The sequence below is a fragment of the Cohnella sp. GbtcB17 genome, assembly GCF_019091135.1.
Taxonomy (GTDB): Bacteria; Bacillota; Bacilli; order Paenibacillales; family Paenibacillaceae; genus Cohnella.
Window position 1 is genome coordinate 1 of record NZ_JAGXJW010000067.1, and the last position, 24023, is coordinate 24023.

At 59.9% G+C, this 24023-nt stretch carries 20 protein-coding genes and 1 riboswitch; of the genes, 13 read left to right on the forward strand and 7 right to left on the reverse strand.

Annotation, left to right across the window (positions count from 1 at the left end; translation table 11 throughout):
- Positions 1-731: ABC transporter ATP-binding protein (locus KVT38_RS28110; RefSeq protein WP_368859173.1), on the forward strand; the 731-nt coding region annotated here is incomplete at its 5' end.
- A 12-nt stretch (positions 732-743) separates the two neighbouring features.
- The gene (locus KVT38_RS28115) at positions 744-1379 is read left to right on the forward strand and encodes a metallophosphoesterase family protein (RefSeq protein ID WP_217597067.1); all 636 of its coding nucleotides are present in this window, start codon (positions 744-746) and stop codon (positions 1377-1379) included.
- 45 nt (positions 1380-1424) lie between these two features.
- Here the strand turns inward: KVT38_RS28115 and KVT38_RS28120 are convergent, their stop codons facing one another.
- On the reverse strand, positions 1425-3107 hold the full coding sequence (locus tag KVT38_RS28120; RefSeq protein ID WP_217597068.1) for a VanW family protein: 1683 nt from the start codon (positions 3105-3107) through the stop codon (positions 1425-1427).
- A gap of 268 nt (positions 3108-3375) precedes the next feature.
- Here KVT38_RS28120 and ftsE point away from each other — a divergent pair, with 268 nt between their 5' ends.
- The 6 genes from ftsE (at position 3376) to KVT38_RS28150 (ending at position 9389) form a co-directional block, all read left to right on the forward strand.
- Positions 3376-4062, forward strand: coding sequence for a cell division ATP-binding protein FtsE (ftsE, locus tag KVT38_RS28125; protein ID WP_217597069.1), 687 nt, complete (start codon positions 3376-3378; stop codon positions 4060-4062).
- Complete coding sequence (gene ftsX, locus KVT38_RS28130; protein WP_217597070.1) at positions 4052-4966, forward strand: permease-like cell division protein FtsX; 915 nt, start codon at positions 4052-4054, stop codon at positions 4964-4966. The genes ftsE and ftsX overlap by 11 nt, the downstream gene beginning before the upstream one ends.
- Positions 4967-5005: 39 nt before the next feature.
- Positions 5006-6184, forward strand: a complete 1179-nt coding sequence (locus tag KVT38_RS28135) for a murein hydrolase activator EnvC family protein (protein ID WP_217597071.1) — start codon at positions 5006-5008, stop codon at positions 6182-6184.
- Between the two features lie 715 nt (positions 6185-6899).
- Positions 6900-8420 carry a PDZ domain-containing protein gene (locus tag KVT38_RS28140; protein WP_217597072.1) on the forward strand — a complete coding sequence of 507 codons (1521 nt, stop codon included), beginning with the start codon at positions 6900-6902 and terminating at the stop codon, positions 8418-8420.
- Positions 8421-8510: 90 nt separating this feature from the next.
- Positions 8511-8620: riboswitch (guanidine-I (ykkC/yxkD leader) on the forward strand.
- A gap of 98 nt (positions 8621-8718) precedes the next feature.
- Positions 8719-9072, forward strand: a complete 354-nt coding sequence (locus KVT38_RS28145) for a DMT family transporter (protein ID WP_217597073.1) — start codon at positions 8719-8721, stop codon at positions 9070-9072.
- A complete protein-coding gene (locus tag KVT38_RS28150; protein WP_217597074.1) occupies positions 9072-9389 on the forward strand; it encodes a DMT family transporter in 318 nt (105 codons plus the stop codon). The genes KVT38_RS28145 and KVT38_RS28150 overlap by 1 nt, the downstream gene beginning before the upstream one ends.
- A gap of 34 nt (positions 9390-9423) precedes the next feature.
- On the opposite strand, the gene KVT38_RS28155 is transcribed toward KVT38_RS28150, so the two are convergent.
- Together KVT38_RS28155 and KVT38_RS28160 are read right to left on the reverse strand one after the other, a co-directional pair.
- Entirely contained in the window at positions 9424-10551 is a 1128-nt protein-coding gene (locus KVT38_RS28155) for a TFIIB-type zinc ribbon-containing protein (protein ID WP_217597075.1), read from the reverse strand.
- Positions 10552-10557: 6 nt separating this feature from the next.
- Complete coding sequence (locus tag KVT38_RS28160; protein WP_217597076.1) at positions 10558-11664, reverse strand: SPFH domain-containing protein; 1107 nt, start codon at positions 11662-11664, stop codon at positions 10558-10560.
- Between the two features lie 124 nt (positions 11665-11788).
- Between KVT38_RS28160 and KVT38_RS28165 the strand changes: the two genes are divergently transcribed.
- The gene (locus tag KVT38_RS28165) at positions 11789-12376 is read left to right on the forward strand and encodes a YcxB family protein (protein WP_217597077.1); all 588 of its coding nucleotides are present in this window, start codon (positions 11789-11791) and stop codon (positions 12374-12376) included.
- A gap of 103 nt (positions 12377-12479) precedes the next feature.
- On the opposite strand, the gene KVT38_RS28170 is transcribed toward KVT38_RS28165, so the two are convergent.
- Both KVT38_RS28170 and KVT38_RS28175 read right to left on the reverse strand, forming a co-directional pair.
- Positions 12480-13289: an OmpA/MotB family protein gene (locus tag KVT38_RS28170; protein ID WP_217597078.1), complete on the reverse strand. Its 810-nt coding sequence runs from the start codon at positions 13287-13289 to the stop codon at positions 12480-12482.
- A complete protein-coding gene (locus KVT38_RS28175) occupies positions 13249-14070 on the reverse strand; it encodes a flagellar motor protein (RefSeq protein WP_217597097.1) in 822 nt (273 codons plus the stop codon). The genes KVT38_RS28170 and KVT38_RS28175 overlap by 41 nt, the downstream gene beginning before the upstream one ends.
- 166 nt (positions 14071-14236) lie before the next feature.
- On the opposite strand from KVT38_RS28175, the gene uvrB reads away from it, so the two are divergent.
- The 4 genes from uvrB (at position 14237) to rpiA (ending at position 21663) form a co-directional block, all read left to right on the forward strand.
- Positions 14237-16225: an excinuclease ABC subunit UvrB gene (gene uvrB / locus KVT38_RS28180; RefSeq protein ID WP_254639626.1), complete on the forward strand. Its 1989-nt coding sequence runs from the start codon at positions 14237-14239 to the stop codon at positions 16223-16225.
- Positions 16226-16537: 312 nt separating this feature from the next.
- Entirely contained in the window at positions 16538-17455 is a 918-nt protein-coding gene (locus KVT38_RS28185; protein WP_217597079.1) for a transposase, read from the forward strand.
- A 495-nt stretch (positions 17456-17950) separates the two neighbouring features.
- Positions 17951-20815, forward strand: coding sequence for an excinuclease ABC subunit UvrA (gene uvrA / locus KVT38_RS28190; protein ID WP_217597080.1), 2865 nt, complete (start codon positions 17951-17953; stop codon positions 20813-20815).
- Positions 20816-20970: 155 nt separating this feature from the next.
- Positions 20971-21663, forward strand: a complete 693-nt coding sequence (gene rpiA, locus KVT38_RS28195; protein WP_254639631.1) for a ribose-5-phosphate isomerase RpiA — start codon at positions 20971-20973, stop codon at positions 21661-21663.
- Here the strand turns inward: rpiA and ilvN are convergent.
- Entirely contained in the window at positions 21660-22136 is a 477-nt protein-coding gene (ilvN, locus tag KVT38_RS28200) for an acetolactate synthase small subunit (RefSeq protein ID WP_217597081.1), read from the reverse strand. The genes rpiA and ilvN overlap by 4 nt on opposite strands.
- Positions 22133-23962, reverse strand: coding sequence for a biosynthetic-type acetolactate synthase large subunit (gene ilvB, locus KVT38_RS28205; protein ID WP_217597100.1), 1830 nt, complete (start codon positions 23960-23962; stop codon positions 22133-22135). The genes ilvN and ilvB overlap by 4 nt, the downstream gene beginning before the upstream one ends.
- Positions 23963-24023 lie beyond the last annotated feature (61 nt).

Here is a 24023-nt window from a genome sequence, read left to right on the forward strand (position 1 = left end):
CGCGCGCCCTGGCGACGCAGCCGGATCTGCTGCTGCTCGTCGAGCCGATGTCCAATCTCGACATGCGGCTTCGCATCGAGATGCGGACGGAGCTGTCGTACCTGCTACGCAAGCTGGGGACGACCGTGTTCCATGTGACGCACGATCCCGAAGAGGCGTTTGCGATGGCGGACCGGCTCGTCATCATGCGCAACGGCAGGATCGACCAGATCGACAGTCCCGAAGCCTGCTATCGCCGGCCCGCGACGGCATCCGTCGCCTCGCTGCTTGGCGCGGGCAACCGCCTCGCAGGGCCGATCGCCGAAGGCGAGGCGGTGCCTGCCATCCGTCTGGACGGCTCCTTCGTAACCGGACGGACGGCGTCCGATTGGAGCGCCCGCCGTCCGGCAGGGCCGGCCATCGCGCTGTTCCGTCCGGACGCGGCGGCTTGGGAGACCGAGGATGCCCGGGCATCCGACCCGAGCCAAGAGGTTGCCGCGGGGGCGGAGGCCGGTACTGCCGGCTCCAGCGAGGTCGTTTTCCGCGGGGCGCCGGCCTTCAACCGGCTGGCCGCCCGCATCGCGCACAGCGCCTTCGAAGGCAATCGCTGGCGCGTGCTGGCGGAGATCGGGACCGGCGAGATGCTTTCGTTATTTCATCATGAGCCTCTAAAGGCGGGGGCGCGCGGCTGGCTGCGTTTTCCCGTCGACGAGACCTACTTGTACCCGGCCGACGCCGGCAGTGAAAGGTAGAGAAGGATTCACATGACCCGCATACTCGTCATCTCCGACATACACGGCCACGCGGCGGCGATGCGCGCCTTGCTGCGCATGGCCGAATACGCGCCGGGCAAAGATCGGCTCTACCTGCTCGGCGACTTCATCAACCGGGAGCGCGAGAGCTGGCCTGCGCTTAAGGAGGCGATGGCGCTGGTCAAGGAAGGCGCGCGCGCCGTGCTCGGCAACATGGAGCGGTGGCTGCTCGACGCCTCCGCGCGCGGCGAAGGCTTGCCCGCCGACGCGGAAGAGCTGCGTTTCCTGAACGAGACGCCTCTGTATTGGCGGGAGGAAGGTTTCCTGTTCGCCCATGCCGGCATCCGCCCGGGACTGCCGCCGGCCAAGCAAAGCGCATCGGACTTGACCGAGATTCGCGGCGAGTTCTGGGCGGACGGCGGACCGCTCCCGTATACGGTCGTTTTCGGCCATACGCCGACCTTCAAGCTAGGCGCGCCGGCAGGCGAGCTGTGGCTGGGCCGCGACCGGATCGGGATCGACACGGGCGCGAAGCACGGCTGCCGCCTCACGCTCGTCGATCTGACCAACCGGCTGGCCTATTCCTGCGGCGTAGAGCCGGAGCGCCAGCCATACGATTGTCGCTTGTCTTCCTGGGCGGCCAAGTAAACCCAAAATTCAAGCCGCCGAAGGCCCGGCGGCTTTTGCATTTCCTCACATCGGCTCTGCCGGCGTCCGTCCTTGCGGCGCAGGCGGCGTCTCCGAGCGTCTCGCGCGCGCGTCCGCGGGATTTACCGCGAAGACTGCATCCTGAGCGCGGTAGACGGAGCGGTTCAGCTTGCTGCGCGCGGCTAACCGGCCGTCCACGTACTTCAACCGGTACGTGTCCACGACAGCGCCCGGCCTTCCTGCCTGCAGAAGGTGCGACAAGCCAACGGGGATGCCTGCGTCCGTTCTGTACACGGTGGGGGGTGGAATATCTTTTACGCGAACCGTCTCCAGCTCATACCTCACATTGTCCGCCATCGTGCCGAACAGCTTGACCGTCAACCTTTTTTCTCGAACCGAGGCTTTAATAAGCAGCCGTTTTCCCGTATCGTTGCGAAACCGGAAATTGATCGACCCCTCCGCAAAAGTCGCGTCCGTGCCTTGCGGCAAGTAATTCACGGGCAGCGAGTGGTTGCGCCGCTCGACGATCTCAAGATTCGAGGCGCGCAGGACTGCGTTGTAAAGCGTGCTCGAAACCTGGCAGATGCCGCCGCCGATGCCCGGGACGAGCTTGCCCTTCAGGATGACGGGAGCCGCCCGGTAACCGTAATCCCGCCGTGCCTTGGCGACGACGGCGCCGTAATCGAACGTCTCGCCGGGCAGAAGCACGATGTCGTCCAAGGCGTCGGCGGTCGCCTTGACGTTATGGACGCGACCTTCGCCGCTCGCCGCGAAGGAGGTGGAAAACTCGGCGATCTTGCGCGAGATGCCTTGCGCCTGCAGCGCCGCCGTCGTGATCTCGGGCTGCACGAGAACGACGGGCAGACGCGCCTCGATCTCCAGCGGCTCGTTTGCAGCTGGTGCCGTTTTGCCGAGCGTCGCTGGCGCATGCTTTTTGAATTCGGCCAGCAGCGAAGAAAGATCGAGCGTCTCGCCCGGCGTTTCCGGCACATAGACGACGCGATCGGAGGCATCGATCGCGCGAACGGCGTCGATCGGCGCCTTTTCCGCGATCGCCCCCCACATCGCTTCGGCCTTCGCCGCGAACATCTCCTCGTCCCAGACGGCTTCGACCGGGAAACGTTTCGCGACCGCCCGCGCAGCGGCCCGCCGATCCAGCCAGCCTGCGTCCCGGAATTGCGCGATCGCCCTTATCGCTTCCTCGGCGTTCAAATGGAGCCCAAGCTCGCGCCAGGAGAGCGCCGACCCGGACGCGTCTTGGCCAGGGGAGAGCTGCCGACGCTCATGGACGAGCGTCACGCGCTCGTCTAGCCTCGCCTCGATTCGCGCCCGTATCTTGGCGATTGCGGCATCCGCGCTCATCCCGCCTAACGCCAAGCCGCCCACGGATACGTTTGCCGGCAGCGCGCGAGAATGGCGCGTTCCGCGTTTCGCGACCGCCGCAGCCCCCGCGTTCCCGCTGGCCAACAACGCTCCCCCGGCAGCCCCGCCGCCCGTGAGCGCATTCATCGCTGTCTCTCGGGCAGCCGACCCATAGCCTGCGACGGTGGTCGAGCCCACTGCGGGCGAACCCAAGGCAGTCGCGTCCGCGGCGTCCGGGCCCACGACAGTCGAGTCTGCGGCGGTCGAACCAGCCGCCAGCGCACGACCCGCCGCGGCCGTCCCGGCTTCCACGCCGACGATTAGCGCAAGGACCACTGCCGCGATCCGAAAGAATCGGTTGCCCATTTCCGATGATCCCTCCTTCCGCAAAAACGTTCCACCTTAGAATTCCCGACAGATTAAAAATTTCTCAAAATAACGAAAATCGACAAAAACGCAAGCCGAAACAAGCGCGAATACGCGTCCGTGCGCCAGATAAAGCTCGACAAATAAAGGATTTGCCGGCAAGATGTCGAAGTACCATTAGTCTGCGGAACTTTAGCCTTTCGACGGGAAGCGCTCCCGGAACGTATACATGCACGGGCTGTCCAACAATGAAACAGGAAGTGATCGCGTGATCGAAATGCACGACATATGGAAGACCTATCCGGACGGCACGCCCGCCCTGCAAGGCATCAACATCGTGATCGACCGCAACGAGTTCGTCTACGTCGTCGGCCCTTTCGGCGCCGGCAAGTCGTCGTTCATGAAGCTGTTCTATTGCGAGGAAGTGCCGACCAAGGGGCAGCTGTCGGTCAACGGGTTCAATATAGGCAAGCTCAAGCAACGCAAGATTCCGTACGTTCGCCGCAATATCGGCGTCGTATTCCAGGATTTTCGCCTGCTCCCCAAGCTATCCGTGTACGAAAATGTGGCCTTCGCGATGGAGGTCGTCGAGTCGCCGAAGCGGCAGATACGCCGCCGCACGATGGAAGTGCTCGAGCTCGTCGGACTGAAGCACAAGGCGAGCAGCCTGCCCGCCCAGCTTTCCGGCGGCGAGCAGCAGCGCGTCGCGATCGCCAGAGCGATCGTCAACAACCCTTCCGTCATCGTGGCGGACGAGCCCACCGGCAACCTCGATCCCGAAACCTCCTGGGGGATCATGAAGCTGCTCGAAGAGATCAATTTCCGCGGCACCACGATCGTCATGGCCACTCACAACAAGGAAATCGTCAACACCCTCCGCAAACGGGTCATCGCGATCGAACGGGGCACCATCGTGCGGGACCAGCAGAGAGGGGATTACGGCTATGAAGTTTAGCACCCTCGTGCGCCACATCCGCGAAGGTGTCAAGAACGTCTTTCGCAACGGCTGGATGTCGTTCGCTTCGATCGGATCGATCGTCGTGTCGCTGTTCGTGCTGGGCGTGTTCATGCTCCTCGCGCTCAACGTGAACCAGTGGGCCGACCAGTTCGACAGTCAGGTTCAAGTCAACGTGTACCTCGAGTCGGAGATCGGCCAGTCCAAGATCGACGAGCTGAAAACGCGCATCGGCAACATCGCCGAGGTCAAGCAGGTCACCTTCGTCTCCAAGGAGGAGGGGCTTGAGAAGCTGCGCGAGGATCTGGACGAGGACGTAAAAGGCGCGCTCGACGGCTACAAGGATTCCAATCCGCTCCCGGACGCGTTCGAGGTCGAGCTGTTCGACGCGCAGCAGGTAGCTTATGTGGCCAAGCAGATTGAGGCGTTTAACGAGACTGACACGGACAAGCCGATCCTCAGCGTCAAGTACGGACAAGGCTACGTCGAAAAACTGTTCCGCATCACGAACGCCGTTCGCAACGTCGGCCTCGTCGTTGTAGCGGGACTTGCGGTCATGGCGATGTTCCTCATCTCCACGACGATCAAGATGACGATACTGGCGCGGCGCAGAGAGATCGGCATTATGAAGCTCGTCGGCGCCACGAACAATTTTATCCGCTGGCCGTTCTTTATCGAAGGGATCATCATCGGACTGGCGGGCTCCGGCATCACGACGGCGCTGCTGCTGTACGGGTATTCCGAGCTGATCGCATCGACGCATTACAATATGGGCCTCATGATGATCGAGGTCGTCGACATGAACAAAGTCGGCTGGCTGGTTGGCGGCACGCTCGTCGCGCTGGGCACGTTGATCGGCGTCTGGGGCAGCGTCGTGTCGGTTCGCAAGCATTTGAAGGTGTAGCTCTTGCCGTTCATGATCAGATGATGGAGGAGAACATGCGTGAATAAAAGATTGATCGCAGTACTGGTTATGCTGCTGGGCGTCGTATTTCTCGTTCGGCCGTACGAGAGCCACGCGGAGACGAAGATGCAGAAGATCGAACGGCAGCTCAAGGAGATTCAGGCCCAGATGAACGCTGCCGCGGAAAGCAAAAAGGCAGCCGAGCGCCGGAGCGAGGACCTCACGAATAAAAAGGCGCTTGCCAAGACGGATATGTTTACGCTGCTCAAGCAAATTCAGCAGACGTCGGACCAGCTCGACGCGACCCAAGCCAAGATCGAGTCCGCCGAGGCCAAGCTGCTGAAGACGACATCGGAGCTAGAGTCCGCCGAAGCCTCCAGACAGAGCAGGGACGAGCAGTTGAGGGACCGGATCCGGCTTATTTACATGAACGGCTCCGTCTCTTATCTGGACGTGCTGCTAAGCTCCAAGAGCTTCTCGGACTTCGTAGGCCGGTTCCAGTCGCTGCAGTCCATCATGGAGCAGGATAAAGAAGTGCTGTCGCAGACCGAGAGCTACAAGGCGCTCGTCGCCGACAAGAAGGCGCAGGTCGAAGCGGACCTGGCTTCTGTCAAAAAGCTGTACAGCGACATGGCCGACAAAAAAGCCGAGCTTCAGGACCAGGAAAAAGAAAAAGAAGTGCTCGTCGCGAGCATTAATCAGAAGATCGAGGAAACCGAGGACATCAGCGAAGAAGCCGAAGCCGCGCTGATGGAGTTCGGCCAAAAGTACTCGAAGCTGCTGGAGCAGAAAAAGGCGCTTAAAACTTACTACACTGGCGGCAAGCTTGGCCTTCCGCTAAAACGGGAATATCGCCTGTCCTCGCCGTTCGGCTACCGGACGCATCCCGTGACCGGACAGAGGAACAAGCTGCACACGGGCTTGGACATGGCCGTTCCGCAGGGCACGCCGGTTTACGCGGCCGAATCGGGGACCGTCATCGTCGCCCAGTCGTGGAGCGGCTACGGCAACTGTATCATCATCAACCACGGCGGCGGCCTCTGGACGCTGTATGGCCACTTGAAGCCGGGCGGAATTCTCGTCGAAAAAGGCGAGACCGTCAAGCGCGGCGAAAAAATCGGTCTCGTCGGCATGACGGGCACCGCAACCGGCTACCATCTGCACTTCGAGGTCCGCAAGGACGGCACGCCGGTCAATCCCGCACCGTATCTCAAATAATCGTCGCCTCGCGCACAGCCGCCCATGGCGCCGCTCACCGTACCGGTGGGGGCAGCTCCGGGCGGCTGACGCATTTTTAGGCATTTAAACGGTATCCCTTTCGAACAGGCGGGGGATGATGAGCAGGAGATGGATGTGCGGCACGTTTGAACGGTATCCCTTTAAGTCAGGACGAGGGGCTGCACGTAAGAAGGATGTTGTACGAGACATTTGAACGATATCCCCTTCGAGCAGGAGACCGTTTTTTAACGCAAAGAAGTAGCGCCCTGCGCCTTTTTAACGATATCCCCTTTAGTCAGGCAGCAGGTATTCCGCATTTATAGAGGCCTTTAAACGTTATCCCCTTCAGTCCGGTCATAGGCTTACGTGCGCATGGAGGGAGCCTTTGCACGGTATCCCCTTCCGTCAGGCGATAGGCGATGGGTCAACAGGCAAACAGGCGACATGCGGAGGCGTAACATACGTGGATAGACGCGCGAACAGTTCTACAATGAGGCCGTCACCACTATAGCAGCCACTGCACGCAGCGTTACCTGCAGCGTTTCCTGCTCAAAGGGGATACCGTTAAAAAGAGGTAAAACGGCGGTAATCCATCGACGGATTCCACTATTTGTAAGTTTATAAAACGCTTTCCGGCAGGATTTGAACTTCCATCTGTCGAATACGTAGGGTCGGCATACTTATCGGATTAAGGAAACGGAAGGCGGGATTCGTCTTGGATCTGACGATCGATTGGTTGCGGTTGGCGGGCGAGAGTATCGGCGTTCTGTTTCTATCGCCCTTTTTATATATTGCGCTCGCGATGGTTTGGTGGCATTCGCGCCAGAGCAACGTGCTGCAGCGCAGGTTGTTCCATGTCAGGCTGCGAGGCACGCTGCCGATGACGGCGGCCCGCATCGTCGCGGGATTTGTCGCGGGCATCGCATTGTCCGCGCTCGGCTTTGCAGCCGGCGCACAGCTCACCGCTTCGACGCTCGTATGCGTCTGGGTCGCGACGTTCGTGCTTGCGTTGTTCAAGCTGCGTTATGTCTGCCTCGCCTACGCGGCCGGCGCGCTTACCGTCGTTCAAACGATTCTATCATGGACGGGCGTGCCTGACGGAGACGATACGGTGAACCGGGTCTGGCAGGCGGTAAAAGATATCGATGGTCCGTCGTTGTTATTTTTGGCTGGCCTGCTGCACATTGCGGAAGCGCTTCTCGTCCGGCTGCAGGGCTCGCGTTATGCGACGCCGCTGTTCCTCGAAGGCAAGCGGGGAAAACCGATCGGCGCCTATTCGCTGTCCGGTCTTTGGCCAGTCCCGTTGCTATGGCTCGTGCCGGCGGCGAGCGACAGCGGGCTGACCTTGCCGTGGACGCCGCTGTTCGGCATGGACGGCGGGCCTGCGATGGCCGCAGCTGGTTGGACGTTGGCGGCCTTCCCGGTGCTGATCGGATTTACGGACCGGACGGCGACTCGTTGGCCGGAAGCCAAAGCCAAGGAAATGGGCGGCGGACTCCTGCTTTACGGGCTGGCGATCGCGGCGCTGGCAGCCGGCGCAGCGTTTTGGGGGCAGCTTACGATCGTGGCCGGCGCAGCGGCATTTATTTTGCACGAAGGTCTGCTCTTCTGGGGAAGGCTGCGCGAGCGGGGGCATCAGCCCGTTTATGTGCAGGACGGCAGAGGCGTCGTCATTCTGGCCGTTCTGCCCGGCACGCCGGCGTACGAGATGGGATTGATCGCAGGCGAGACGGTGAGCAAGGCGAATGGCGTCCGGGTGCGCAGCAAAGAGGAGCTTCACGCTGCGCTGCAGTTGCAGCCGGCGTTCACGAAGCTCGAGGTGCTCAACCGCGAGGGCAACGTAAAATTTGCCCAGCGGGCCAGATATGCGGGGGAGCATCACCAGCTTGGCCTCATCCTTGCGCCGGATGAGGATGCTGAGTACGTAGCTGCACCGCGATCTTCCTCGCTGCGCCAGGGACTCCGTCTAGCTGGAGCAAGGCTGCGCGGCCAAGGCGCCCGAAGAAGCCACGGCGGTTCGGAGGAGGCGGCAGCGTCGGAAAGCGGACCACCGCCTGAGGGCAGAGGGATGTCGGGGGACGGCGTCCTGGCTCTGGCCGAAGGAACGCCGGCTCTAGAGCCAGAGCCGACAAGACGCGTCGACGACGCAGCGGACCAGGCCTTCGGAGCTGGGCCGACGGCGGCAGCGAAGCCCGTGCCGGAGGGACTGCCTCCGCGCAGCGGGCGTCGCAAATAGTAAGCGGATACGACGCTTGTCCGCTTTTTCTGAAATCAGATTTTCTGTAATCGGATTTGACAGTCCAAACGTTGTTCGTTAATATGGATGGGATTCGTCCTCTAGGGTTCCGGGGCGGCTTCGGCCGGCCGTCTGGTCCAAGGGAGGGCGCGCCTTGCCGAGTGCGGCAGGCGGCACGGAGGGACAAAAGCCCGGGAGTATCAGAATGCAAGGTGTTGCGCGACTTTTAAGCCGCGCGTCTTGCATGCCGATGCTTCCGGGCTTTTTTGCATCTTGAACGCGGGAAGAGGGATTGTCGATGACAAAATACTGGACGCTGCTCGTTACAGCCGGCGTGACGGAAGTGGGTTGGGTATCGGGCTTGAAGCATGCTTCGACCTGGTGGGAATGGCTGCTGACGGCCATCGCCTTAGCTTTTTCTTTTTGGAGCTTGATGGAGGTAACCCGCGTGTTGCCGATCGGCACGGCTTACGCCGCATTCACGGGGATTGGCGCAGCAGGGACGGTTATCGGAGAAGCCGTGTTTTTCGAAGGCGAGCTCAATACGGCTAAGTTGGCGCTTGTCGCGCTCATGATCGTCGGCATCGTCGGCTTAAAAGCGACGTCCGGCCCCAAACCGAAGTCGGATCAAGAGGAAAGGGGGACGCACTGATGGCTTGGATATATTTAGTTTGCGCAGGCTTGTTCGAAGTAGCGGGGGCGGTGGGGTTGAATCGTTGGAGCAGCCGCAGGGACGCGTGGGGACTTATAATCATCTGCGTGAGCTTCTTGTTCAGCTTCAGCCTGCTGACCCTCGCGATGCAGGATATCTCGATGGGAACGGCCTATGCCGTGTGGACCGGCATAGGCTCGGTCGGCGCGACCGTGCTTGGCATGGTTTTTTATGGCGAGTCGCGCCAGGCTTCGAGACTTTTCTTTCTTGCGCTTGTCATTGCAGCCGCGGTGGGCTTGAAGTTGATCGGAGAATAAAAATCACGCCCTGCTTTGGAGCGGGGCGTGATTTTTATTGAGGCGTTTGCTGGGTGCTCGCATACCACAGAACGATTGCCCCGACGACGGCCAGACATGCCAATACAAAAAAGGCAATCTTCCAGGCGCTGCGCGGCGCCTGACCGGAGACGAGTCCCGTTTGGCCGTTTACCATGAAGCGGTAGGGCTTGGATTTGTAGCTGTAGCTCGCATTCCAAACCGGCAGCAGCAGGTGCTTGAACGTACGATTGAAATATCCGGTATCGATGTTCAGCGAGCGGACTTCGTCGCCGCCGATCTCTGCGCGGATGTCGTCGCGCAGCACATCGTCGATTCGCTCGCGTGCCTGCTCCCAGCCTTGCGTTCGGTTGACGGAATAGCGCTCGGCGATATAGCCGCTCAAATAGTCCGGTTTGTACCCGAGCAGTCCGCCCAGCTCGAAGTTGCCCAGGCGCTCCAGCAGCCTGGCGTCGTACTGGCCGGATGCCGGGATCAGCACATCGTTGAAGAAGCGGTCGTAATCGCCGCTCACTCGGTGCCAGACCGTGTAGCGCTCCTGCTCGGTATAGGTTTCCGTTTTCCCGTTTACGACGCGCGTCCTGGTCACAGTCCGATAATGATAGTCGCCGCGTTCGGCGGTGTACGCCGAAGAAGTATTCGCATCGTACGTCCAATACGGAATGTAGATGCCGGCCAGACGCGCGTTTGTGTTTTCCCGTTTAAAGGCGCCGGGGAGAAACCAGCGTTTCTTTTTCCAAGCCCGGAAGGCGGCTGTCGCGTCGTCTTTGTCGACTTGAAACGGAATGAGCGATTCGGGCTTAATCGTAGCCTCAGCGGCCTCAACGGGCTGGGGCAGCACCTTCGGCGAGCCGCAGAACGGGCAAAGCGTCGCCGTCTGCAGGGCCGGAATCAGACTCTCGCCACCGCAGGACTGGCATTTGATCGTCTGCTGCGCCAAGCCCCAATCCGTGTCCGCATCTTCTGGCATACTGTCGTCCAGCGCATGCTCCCTCGGGACCGCGTCGTCGGCGTCAATGGCCTGCAGCCGGCCGCAATATTGGCATTTTAACTGCTGACTGTCCGCGTCGAAAAGCATCGTTCCACCGCAGCTCGCGCATGGAAATTGGATAGCCTCGATCGCGGCGTTTGCGTCTGTCGCCATCCTGCACTACACCTTCGTTCCGCAGTTAGAGCAAAACTTCGCGTTTGGAGCGAGCGGCTGCCCGCATTCCGAACAGAACTTTTTCGCCGGCGCCGCGCTGCCCCCGTCGGGTGCGACCCCGCCGACTTGCGCAGCCCGCTCGCTCGCGGCTGAACCGCTGCCCGGAGCGACGGAGCCTGCGCCCGAACCTGCACCCGAACCGGCACCCGAACCTGCGCTCGAAGCTCCGCCGGCATTCGCGCCGTTTTGCTGCTCGTTTTGCCGCATCATCTGACTCATCGCCTGTCCCATCGCCATGCCCGCACCCAGACCGATGCCCGTTCCCGCTGCGCCGTCGGCCGGATTGTTCGACGCCTCCCGCAGCGCTTCGGCTGTCTGATACTTCATGTACTGATCGAGGTTGCCCACGATATTCATCGACGAGCGGCGATCGATCGTCTTCTCGACTTCCTCTGGCAAGGAAATGTTCTCGATCGTGAGAGCGGTCAGCCAGAGGCCCATCGCCATGAAATGTGCCTGGAGCTTGTCGGCCGCCGCACGGCTCAATTCATCGTACGAAGCCGCCAGGTCGATGGCCGGAATTTTCGACTCGCCCAACAGATCGCTTACGCCGGAGACGATGACCGACTTGAGATAGCCGGCCACGTTTTCCGCCGAGAAGTCCTGCTGCGTCCCGAAAATTTCTTTCAGAAACAGGGCAGGATCGTTCACCTTAAGCGCGTAGTTGCCGAAGCCACGCAGGCGCACCATCCCGAATTCCGCGTCGCGCATCAGAACCGGGTTTGTCGTGCCCCACTTCAGCTGCGTAAAATTGCGCGTACTTACGAAGAATACATCGGCTTTGAAGGGCGAGTTGAAGCCGTATTTCCAAGACTTCAGCGCGGTAAGAACCGGCATGTTCTGCGTGCTCAGCGTATAGGTGCCCGGCCCGAAGACGTCGGCGATCTGGCCTTCGTTGACGAATACGGCTGCTTGCGACTCGCGTACAACGAGCTTGGCGCCCATTTTGATAGCGTTGTCGTAGACAGGAAAGCGGTATACCATCGAACCGGTATCGTCCAGCCATTCGATGACCTCGATAAACTGGCCCTTAATGAAGTCGAACAATCCCATATTCAGCCTCCGTTAGATCTCGTTTGCTCTCATTATAAGCTTTATTTCCCGTCCGTTCGATAAAATGTTGGTATAATGAAAACGGCAAGCGCGTCAGCGCAGCAAAAGGATGCGGGAGGAAGTTATGGCCAAAACCGTGAGGGCGCAGTTCGATACGACAGAGAAAGACCTCGTGGCGTTGAACACGAGACATTTTTACGGCAGTCCCGGCTTTGTTTTCTTTATGCTCATATGCGGGGCGAATTTCCTGTACATGGGGCTTTCGATGATAAAGGAAGGAGAGGGAGCGGCGGATCATTTTCATTTTGTCCAGTGGCTCCTGCTGGCCTTCGGGCTGTTTATCCCGGCATCCTCTTATCTCAGAGCGGCGCAAGCGATAAAACGGCGTTTTGCGCCCGAGCACCGGGAGTACGAGTTCGACGAGTCCGGATTCCGCTATCGCACGCCTACCGCGCAAGGGCAGGCTGCCTGGACGGCTGTTCGACGGTTTGCGATCGGTCGCCGCATGATCGTTCTCTACGTCGGCCAGAAGGGCGTGAGCCTCATTCCTGCGCGAAGTCTGTCAGGCAGCGAGGATCTGGCGCAATTAAAGAGCTGGATCCGGCAAAAGGTATCTTCACAAATCGTTCGCCGCGCAGCGAGAAACCGCGTCCTATTGTATGCCGGCATCGCAGCCGCCGTCATCATCGCGGCCGCGCTGGCTTTCGCTTAAGGGTGACAGAATTACGTGCCCGAGCCGTAAGTTGTAAAACAAAAGCCTCCTCAGCGATCGCTGATGGAGGCTTTTATCTTAAATATGGCCGATCTGTCGGTCGCTACCGGGCGGATCCTTCCGGCTGCCGCACGACGAGAATCTCCACGCGGCGATTTTTTTGACGATTCACCTCGGTATCGTTCGCAGCGACGGGGCGCATGTCTGCATAGCCGGCGATTTCGAATAAATCTTCCGGCAGCTTGCGGATGTCGACAAAATACCGGAGGACGGACAGCGCGCGGCCGGAAGACAAGCCCCAGTTGTCCTGAAATGCGGAGCCGGGCTGGATCGGCAGGTTATCCGTATGGCCCTGGATGGAGATTGTCGTATCCAGCTTGGTGAAAAGGCTGGACAGCTTGTCCAACGCCGGTCTGGCGTCCGGTTTAAGATCGGCTTTTCCGAGATCGAACAGAAATCTGTCGGACAGGCGGATCGAGATGCCTTGCGGCGTATCGCCGACGAAGACGTCCTGCTGCAGCTTGTTTTGCTGGACGTACGTCTCGATGACCTTCAGCAAGTCCTGCAGCGCCTGTTCCCGTCTGCGGGCAATCTCGGCGTCGATCGCCGCGCTTGAGCTGGCCGAGGATGCGGGCGACGCGGATGTGGATGCCGATGGCGCGGGATCCGGGTGCTTGGACACGTCCGTGCTTCCTTGGATGCCGGTGCCCATCTCGATGATGCTGTCCGCCCGATTGAACTCCAGCTGGAGCGACTTCGCCAGGCTGTCGTATTTTTTGATATCGATCTGGCTCATCGCGTACATAATGATGAAAAATATCAGCAACAGGGTGATCAGATCCGCATAGGTAATCAGCCAGCGGTCATGGTTCTCATGCGCGCTTCGGCTGCGTCGGCTCCGTCTCTGCGCCATCTTCGCTCTCCTCCTTTTTCCGGTCGAAAGACAGCGACTCCGTATGCATGAAGGCAGTCAGCTTCTTGCGGATGAGCGCCGGATTTTCCCCGGCCTGGATCGCCAGAATGCCTTCGAGCATCATCTCCGTGAACTGCACGTTCTCTGCGGCGCGGATGCGGATTTTCGAGGCGATCGGCAAGTAGAGAACATTCGCCGAAGCGACGCCGTACAGCGTAGCGGTAAAAGCGACCGCGATCGCCGGACCGAGCGAGCCGGGATCCGACAGATTGCTAAGCACGTGGATGAGACCCATGACGGTGCCGATAATGCCCATCGTCGGCGCATATCCGCCGGCAGATTCGAATATTTTCGCCTGGTTTTCCATCCGCTGCTCGATGGCGTCGATCTCGAATTCGAGGATTTGCCTGCTGAGCTCGGGGTCGGTGCCGTCGACGACGATTTGAAGGCCATTTTTGATAAAAGGGTCAGGGTGCTCGACGATTTTATTTTCCAGAGCGAGCACGCCTTCGCGGCGGGCGGTCGTGGCCAATTCGACGAGTTCGTCGATCCGTTCTCCTACCTCCAGTGCGCTCGGGCGGAATGCCGTCTTCAGCGATTCGGGGATCTGCTTGAGCCTGGAGGCGGGGAAGCTGACGACGACGGCGGCGAACGTGCCGCCAAATACGATGAGCAGCGCCGTTTTTTCGAAGAGCCCTTCCCAATGCCCGCCTTCCCATAAAAAACCGCCTATCAACGCAGCGAGGGCCGCCAATATCCCCCACGAGGTTGTTTGATCCATGCGCTGCTTCATGCAGCTTCACTCCTTTGACTGGTTTCCGGGAACCCGATATAATGAATGAGAACACATATTCGGACTCGTTGGAAGGGATATCCTGATTATCGGTCAGATGAAGCAGGGTACGATATAGGACTTTGGTCTACAAGACACGGAGGTGGGCTTAAACATGGCAGTGCCGTCCGGATTCAAGCTGCAATCGGAATACGAACCGCAAGGGGATCAGCCGGAAGCGATCCGTCAGCTCGTCGCCGGCATTCATGAAGGGAAGCGGCATCAGACGCTGCTCGGCGCGACGGGGACGGGGAAGACGTTCACGATCGCGCAGACGATCGCCAAGGTGAACAAGCCCACGCTGGTCATCGCGCACAACAAGACGCTGGCTGCGCAGCTGTGCAGCGAGTTCAAGGAGTTTTTCCCGGAAAATGCCGTCGAGTACTTTGTAAGCTACTACGACTACTATCAGCCGGAGGCGTATATTCCGTCCTCGGATACTTATATCGAGAAAGACTCCAGCATCAACGACGAGATCGACAAGCTTCGCCACTCCGCGACCTCGGCTCTCTTCGAGCGTCGCGACGTTATTATCGTGGCGAGCGTATCATGCATTTACGGTCTCGGTTCTCCGGAGGAGTACCGGGACCTTCGCTTGAGTCTGCGCGTGGGCATGGAGAAGTCGCGCAACGCGATCCTGCACAAGCTGGTCGACATTCAATACCAGCGCAACGATATGAACTTCACGCGCGGGACGTTCCGCGTGCGCGGCGACGTCGTCGAGATCTTCCCGGTGTCGGTCGGCGACCGCGCGATCCGGGTGGAGATGTTCGGCGACGAGATCGAGCGGATCACCGAGATCGACGTCTTGACGGGCGAGATCATCGGCGCTCGCGAGCATGTCGCGATCTTCCCGGCGTCTCACTTCGTGACCGCCGAGGAGAAGATGAAGGTCGCGCTGGTCAACATCGAGCGCGAGCTGGAGGAGCGACTCGCCGAGCTGCGCGAGCAAGGCAAGCTGCTTGAAGCGCAGCGACTGGAGCAGCGTACGCGCTACGATCTCGAGATGATGGCCGAGATGGGCTTCTGCTCCGGCATCGAGAACTACTCGGGTCCGCTCACGTTCCGCGAGCGAGGCGCCACGCCGTACACGCTCATGGACTTCTTCCCGGACGATTACCTTATCGTCATCGACGAGTCCCACGTGACGCTGCCGCAGGTGCGAGCGATGTACAACGGCGACCAAGCGCGCAAGACGGTACTCGTGGATCACGGCTTCCGCCTCCCGTCGGCGAAGGACAACAGGCCGCTGCGCTTCGAGGAGTTCGAGGCCAAAGCGAAGCAGCTCGTCTACGTATCGGCGACGCCGGGGCCGTACGAACTTGAGAACTGTCCGACGATGGTGCAGCAGATCATCCGTCCGACAGGGCTTGTCGACCCGATCATCGAAGTGCGTCCGACAAAGGGGCAGATCGACGACCTGCTTGGCGAGATTCGTGCCCGTATCGAACGCGACGAGCGCGTGCTCGTGACGACGCTAACCAAGAAGATGTCGGAGGATCTGACCGATTATATGAAGGAAGTCGGCATCAAGGTCCGCTATTTGCATTCCGACATCAAGACGCTGGAGCGGATGGCGATTCTGCGCGACTTGCGAATCGGCACGTTCGACGTGCTTGTCGGCATCAACCTCCTACGGGAAGGTCTCGATTTGCCCGAAGTTACGTTGGTCGCCATCCTTGACGCCGACAAGGAAGGATTCCTCCGCGCCGAGCGTTCGCTTATTCAGACGATCGGCCGGGCGGCGCGCAATGCCGAAGGACGCGTCATCATGTACGGCGACAAGATCACGGATTCGATGGCAAAGGCGATCGGCGAGACCGAACGCCGCCGCGCGATCCAGACCGCCTACAACGAGAAGCACGGCATCACCCCGCAGACCATTCGCAAGAAGGTTCGAGACGTCATCGAAGCGACGAAGGTCGCCGAACAGAAGAGCGCGTATCTGACCGGTCTCGAGGACGTCGACAAGCTATCCAAGAAGGACCGCCAGTCCGTCATCAACCGCCTGGAGGCCGAGATGAAGGACGCCGCGAAAAACCTCCAGTTCGAACGCGCCGCCGAGCTACGCGACGCGCTGCTTGAACTGAAGGCAAGCTTATAAATGGAGTGCGCAATCCTTGCCAGGATCATGAATCCTGGCAAGGATTATTTTTTGCAAAAGCCTGCGCGTAACCGACCGGGTCGGTCTACAACATTGCTTTTCTGCCGTTTCAACGGTATCCCCTCCGAACAGGTTACAACGTGACTTGAGTGCGTTTGAACGATATCCCCTCGGCTCAGGTGGGCGCTTAAGATGCAGCTGTTTAACCAATATCCCTCTCGATCCGGTTACAAAATGACGCTATGAATCGTTGGATGATCGTGGTAATGTAGGAACAAACGTTCTTGTTTTCGACGAGGAGGATGAACCGCTTTGCGATCAATTTACGAGCAAATGCCGGCATTTCAGGAAGATGCTTGCGAGATTGCGTTGTTCAAGGCTAAGTGGCCGGACGGTTTTCGCTGCCCGCGTTGCGAGGGAACCGCGTATTATCACATTACTTCCCGGCGCAATCGGCTTTACGAGTGCCGCGTCTGCCATCATCAAACCTCTCTGACCGCCGGAACGATAATGGAGGGGACTCGCACACCGCTCGTAAAGTGGTTCAGCGCCTTGTATTTGATGCAAAAAGGGATTTCCGCCAAGCTCCTGGCAGAGATTATTCAAGTGACTTACAAGACGGCATGGCTAATCAACCACAAGCTTCGGCATGCCATCCAAGTTTGGGACGAATCGAAACCTTTAAAAGGAGAATTGCGACTTTACGGCGATTTCTATGCGCGTCCGGCTATGAGCGGTGTATTCGATCCGCCCGATCAACGGGATCAGCCGGCAGTTGTAGGCGCTTCAATCGATCCTGAATCCGGCGAAGTGGCCGAAGTTAAGATTAAGCGGGTACCGCACGCACAATTCAGGCGGCGCTTATACGACGTCGAGTCCTACGGCACTTTCCTTTGGCGCCATGTGACGGATGTTCAATCCGAGATCCAAAGCATTGAAATCGTCAGACAGAGCGATAGCGAGGGAGTGACGGAGCTCGGTTTGATTTGGCGCGGGGTGATCGGCTGGCTGGCCAGAACGTTCGGGGGCATCGGTCCGAAGCATCTTCAAGCATACCTGGACGAATTTTGTTATCGAATCAACGCAGGCACGAGTGCGTTTGCTACGCTGTTAAATTTGTGCGGCATCACTCGAACAGTGACACTGCGCGGTCTGGTAAACAAGAGAAGAGCTGTGCGATCTGTGAGATGGACGGGAAAAACCAGCTTCAGGCAGCAAAAAGTTTCGTGAGGGAGCTTCGCGTCGCGAAAGTTTTCCCTTTTTAAATATGAATGGATCGCTGCATTTACGAAATCCGAGAGTAGCTAGTGAGGTGGGCGACCTGATCGAGAGGGATATCTCGGAAAAGGCGGATACGGCCCTTATTCAACGAAGGGCTCGACTGCTGAGGTCGGCTAAACAGGATGCTGGGATTGGTCTATGAAACGTCGAATAGGGGATTAGCTGCCTGCGAAATTTGTGTTTCGTACAGTCGCGCCTGAGCGAAGGGGATAACGTTGAAACGGCAGAAACAGCAACTGTTTGGGTCGTGGGCGGTCGAATCGGTGTAAGGACCCATGAGTAGCGCTCTCCAAAGAACGCCGCGTATTGTTGGGATTTCCATTTGCGAACCAGTTCGTCGGCAAGTATAATGAGATGAGAACACATATTCTTATGTGATGGGAACGTGAACGGAGGCGGCGCGGAGAGCGAGCCCAGGCCGTTAACGACAGGAGGCTGTACGTTTTGGGAAGCGATCAGATCGTCATTAAGGGCGCCCGCGCCCACAACCTGAAAAATATCGACGTGACCATTCCGCGCGACAAGTTTGTCGTGCTGACCGGTCTGAGCGGATCGGGCAAGTCTTCGCTCGCGTTCGATACGATATACGCCGAGGGGCAGCGCCGGTACGTGGAGTCGCTCTCCGCCTATGCGCGCCAGTTCCTCGGACAGATGGACAAGCCGGACGTCGATTCGATCGAAGGACTGTCGCCGGCTATCTCGATCGACCAGAAGACGACCAGCCGGAATCCGCGGTCGACCGTCGGCACCGTGACGGAGATTTACGACTACCTGCGCTTGCTCTATGCGCGCATCGGGAAGCCGCATTGCCCGGAGCACGGCATCGAGATTACTTCGCAGACGGTGGAGCAGATGGTCGACCGGATTATGGAGTATCCGGAGCGGACCCGACTGCAGATTTTGGCGCCGATCGTGTCGGGGCGCAAGGGCGAGCATACGAAGCTGCTGGCCGATATTCAGAAGCAAGGCTTCGTACGCGTGCGCGTGAACGGGGAGATCATGGATCTGTCCGAGCCGATCGTGCTGGAGAAGAACAAGAAGCACTCGATTGAGGTCGTCATCGACCGGATCGTCGTGAAGGAGGATGTCGCGACGCGTCTGGCGGACTCGCTCGAGACGGGGCTCAAGCTGTCCGGCGGACAGATCATCGTGGACATCATCGACAAGGAAGAGCTGATGTTCAACTCTCATCTGGCCTGCCCTGTGTGCGGGTTTTCGATGGGCGAGCTGGAGCCGCGGCTCTTCTCCTTCAACTCGCCGTTCGGCGCTTGTCCGGATTGCGACGGGCTTGGCGTTAAGATGGTCGTCGATCCTGACCTGCTGCTGCACGACAAGAGCAAGAGCATCGAGCAGGGGGCCTTTTCCGCTTGGGCGGGGAGCACCTCGACGTATTATCCGCAGTTTCTCGCTGCGGTGTGCAGCCACTACAAGATTCCGACCAAGGTGCCGGTATCCGAGCTGACGGACAAGCAGATGAAGCTGCTGCTGTACGGCACGGGGCCGGAGAAGATCCGGTTCAAATATCAGAACGAGTTCGGCTATACGCGCGACGCGATGGTCCAGTTCGAAGGCGTCGTACCGAACCTGGAGCGTCGCTACCGGGAGACGGCATCGGATGGCATCCGCGAGTTTATCGAGGAGTATATGGGGGCCAAGCCTTGCGAGGGCTGCAAAGGAAAGCGCCTGAAGAAGGAAGCGCTGGCCGTTACGGTCGGCAGCCAGAACGTTGCTTACGTTACTGCGCTGTCGATCGGCGACGCGATGAGCTTCTTCGAGGCGCTCGAACTGAGCGCCAAGGACAAGCAAATCTCCAACCTGATCTTGAAGGAGATCAGCAGCCGCCTGGGCTTCCTGGTCAACGTGGGACTGGATTATCTCACACTCTCGCGTGCTGCGGGCACGCTGTCGGGCGGAGAGGCCCAGCGCATTCGGCTGGCCACGCAGATCGGATCGAGCTTGATGGGCGTCCTGTACATTTTGGACGAGCCGAGCATCGGCCTGCATCAGCGGGATAACGACCGGCTGATCAAGACGCTGGAGCATATGCGGGATCTCGGCAATACGCTTATCGTCGTCGAGCACGACGAGGACACGATGATGGCGGCCGACTATCTGATCGATATCGGGCCCGGCGCGGGCATTCACGGCGGGACCGTCGTGGCGCAAGGCACGCCCGAAGAGGTCATGCGCGACGATAAGTCGTTGACTGGCGCTTATTTGAGCGGCCGTCAATTCATCCCGGTGCCGCTCAAGAGGCGCAAACCCGACGGCCGCTGGATCGAAGTGAAGGGTGCAACGGAAAACAACCTGAAAAACCTGAGCGCCAAGTTCCCGCTCGGCGTGTTCACGGCTGTGACAGGCGTATCGGGCTCGGGCAAGTCGACGCTCGTCAACGAGATCTTGTACAAGACGCTCGCACGCGACTTGAACAAGGCGAAGGTGCGTCCGGGTCAGTACAAGGAGTTCATCGGACTGGAGCATTTGGAGAAGGTCATCGACATCGACCAGTCTCCGATCGGGCGTACGCCTCGCTCGAATCCGGCGACTTACACCGGGGTGTTCGACGATATCCGCGATGTATTTGCGATTACGAACGAGGCAAAGGTGCGCGGCTACAAGAAGGGACGCTTCAGCTTTAATGTGAAGGGCGGCCGCTGTGAAGCCTGCAAGGGCGACGGCATCATCAAGATCGAGATGCACTTCCTGCCCGACGTCTATGTGCCTTGCGAAATATGCAAGGGCAAGCGTTACAACCGCGAGACGCTCGAGGTCAAGTACAAGGGCAAGAACATCGCGGAAGTGCTGGAGATGACGATCGAGCATGCGACGGAGTTTTTCCAGAACATCCCGCGTATCCATCGCAAGCTGCAGACGCTGCTTGACGTTGGCCTCGGGTATATGACGATCGGGCAGCCGTCGACGACGATGTCGGGGGGCGAAGCCCAACGCGTCAAGCTGGCGGCCGAGCTGCATCGCAGAAGCACGGGCAAGACGCTGTATATTCTCGACGAGCCGACGACAGGCCTTCACGCCCATGACATCGACAGGCTGCTTCAGGTGCTGCAGCGGCTGGTGGACTCGGGCGAGAGCGTGCTCGTTATCGAGCACAATCTGGACGTCATTAAGACGGCGGATTACCTGGTCGATCTCGGGCCGGAAGGCGGCAGCGGCGGCGGCACGATCGTGGGCGTCGGCACGCCGGAGCAGCTCGCGGCCAACGCGAAGTCTTACACCGGCAAATACCTGGGTCCCGTGTTGGAGCGGGATCGTGCGCGGACCGAAGCTGCAATGGCTACGGTTGAAGCTTAATTTTAATTGCAGATCGACGCGAAGCGTGCACGTCCGGGAGGACCGGACTGCACTGCCGGAAGGCGGCGGGCATGGGAGCTTATGAAGCTGCCAGTGCTCCGCCGCTTTTTGCTATAATGCTTGTATAAATCAGGAGAGCGGGAAAGGTGAGTCATATGGCAATCGATCCGAAACGATTGGCGGGCGAAGAAGCGGTCAAGCTTGTCGAAGAAGGAATGCTGGTGGGACTGGGGACGGGCTCCACAGCGTACTGGACGATTATGGATATCGGACGGCGTGTTAAGGAAGGCTTGAAAATTACGGCAGTTCCAACGTCAATTCGATCCGAAGAGCTGGCCCTTTCGCTTGGGATACCGTTGGTGCCTCTGGACGGCATTCCGCCGGGCGGCATCGATCTGACGATCGATGGCGCCGACGAGGCGGACGGAGACTTGAATTTGATTAAGGGCGGAGGCGGGGCGCTTCTGCGAGAGAAAATTATTGCCGCGCACAGCAAACGGCTGGTCATTGTCGCCGACGCTTCTAAAGCCGTGAAGACGCTGGGTAAATTCCCGCTGCCGGTCGAGATCGTGCCGTTTGGCTTCAAGCTGACGATGGGACGTCTGGAAGCGCTAGGCGGGCACCCTGAGCTGCGCCTGAGCGAGGGGGATGAGCCTTACGTGACGGACAACGGCAATTACATTGCGGACTGCCGTTTCGAAATCATCAAAGACGCGGCGGCGCTCGAGACGACGTTGAACCTCGTACCGGGCGTCGTCGAGAACGGTCTGTTCGTCGGCATGGCCGAACGCCTGATCGTCGGCCGCGAGGACGGCGCGATTAGCGTTCGGACGTGCAGATCGTTTTAGCGCGACATCGCGGTCTCGCCCGTACGGGCGACTTCCAAAATGCCATAGGCTTGAAGCAAGGTGAGCAGCGCATCGTTTTTCTCCCGGTCGCCGACGGCCTGGATCATCATCGTCTCGGGACCGACGTCGACGACCGCACAGCGAAATGTCTCGACGAGGCCGCGGACGGCCGCTCTTGAATCTGGCTGTACCGACAGTCGAACGAGCATAAGCTCGCGTGCCACGGCGGGTTGGTCGCCGAGCGGCAAGACCGAAACGACGTCGATCAGCTTGCGCAACTGGCTGGCGATCTGTCCGAACTCGCGCTCGCTGCCGCGCACGGCGACAACGAGCCGCGAATGCCCTTCGCGTTCGGACGTGCCGACGGTGACGCTGTCGATGTTGTAGCCGCGACGCGAGAAGAGGCCGCTGACCCGTTGCAGGACGCCGGGACGGTCCCGCACGAGCACGTTCAGATATTGACGGTCGCTCACTGTTTCTCCTCCTTCTTTTCCCCATACAAGTCCGGGTCTCCGAGCAGCATGTCTTGCAGTCGCTCTCCCTGCGGCACCATAGGATAGACGAGCTCGTCTTTGTCGACGACGAAGTCGATGAGCACCGGACCGTCCGTCGCCAGCGCTTCCGCCCAGACGGCTTCGGCTTCTTGCTTGTTCGATGCGCGCAGCCCCTTCACGCCGTAAGCTTCGGCCAGCAGCACGAAATCCGGACTGCCGCCGAGGTCGATGTGGCTATACCGGCCCTCGTAGACAAGCTCCTGCCACTGCTTGATCATGCCGAGCGTCCGGTTGTTGATGACAACGATCTTCACCGGGATGCGGCGAATCGCGCAGACGGCCAGCTCCTGGGCGCACATCTGCATACCTCCGTCCCCGTTGACGGAGACGACGAGACGGTCGGGATTGCCGATCTGGGCGCCGATCGCCGCCGGGAAGCCGAAGCCCATCGTGCCGAGCCCGCCCGAGGTGATCAGCGTGCGCGGACGGTTGAAGCGGCCGTACTGGGCTGTCCACATCTGGTGCTGGCCGACATCGGTCGTGACGATCGCGTCCCCGCCAGTCGTGCGGGCGATCATCTCGATGACGTACTGCGGCTTCAGAACTTCGTCGGAGTCGCGGTAGCGGAGCGGAAAGTCTTTTTTCCACGCGGATAGAAGGGACAGCCAACTGCGAACCGCGGGAGAGATGGCGTCGGCCTCGCGGGGACGCTCGGCAGCGTCCAGATCCAGCGCGCGATTCAAGGCGGACAGTGCCAGGCGAGCGTCGCCTTGAACCGGATAGTCGACCTGCACCAGCTTCCCGATCTCCGCGGCATCGATCTCGATATGCGCGATGGCGGCACGCTGGGCGAAGCCGTCGAGCCGCATCGTCACGCGGTCGTCGAAGCGCGCGCCGGCCGCGATGAGCAGGTCGCAATGCAAAATCGCCTGATTTGCCGCATACGTGCCGTGCATGCCGAGCATGCCGAGCCACAGCGGATCGTCGGCGGGCAACGCACCCATGCCCATGAGCGTCGTCGTCACGGGAATGCCGGCGCCCTGCGCCAGCTGCGCAAGCTCATCGGCAGCGCCGCTCTGGATGATGCCGCCTCCGGCGAGCAGCAGGGGTCGCTCGGCCTTTCGGATAGCCGCGGCCAGCGCCTTGACGCTGTTCTCGTCCGGAGGGACGGGAGCCAGCAAGGACGGCGGCAGATCGAGCTGCTCGGGGTAGATGAACTCGGCGCTAGCCGCAGATACGTCTTTGGGGATGTCGACGATGACCGGTCCGGGCCTGCCGGACGCCGCGATCGCGAACGCCTCGCGTATCGTACGGGCCAAATCCTCGACCTGCGTGACGAAAAATCCATGCTTCGCGATCGGCTGCGTAATGCCGATAATATCGGCTTCCTGGAACGTGTCGGTGCCGATCAGCGACGTCGCGACATTGCCGGTGATGACGACGAGCGGCACCGAGTCCATATGCGCCGTAGCGATGCCTGTGACAAGATTGGTCGCTCCGGGACCCGACGTGGCAAGGCACACGCCCGTCCTGCCCGTCGACCGGGCGTAGCCGTCCGCGGCGTGCACGGCGCCCTGCTCGTGTCGCGTCAGCAGATGCCGGAAGTCCGGATTGCCGTGCATCGCGTCGTAAATATAAAGAACGGCCCCGCCCGGATAGCCGAATACGCATTCGACGCCTTCGAGCAGGAGCATGCGCAGCAAAATCTCGGAGCCGCTGATCCGCTCCCTGCGGAGGAGCCGCTGCCGCAAAGCCTCGCCTGTGTCCGTTGTTTCGATCCGTTCCGCTGCTTGCACTATTTCCATCGCTTCTATCGGTTCCATCGTTCGAACGCCTCCTTCGGCTGTGCTAAGCCGAGCGTATCAC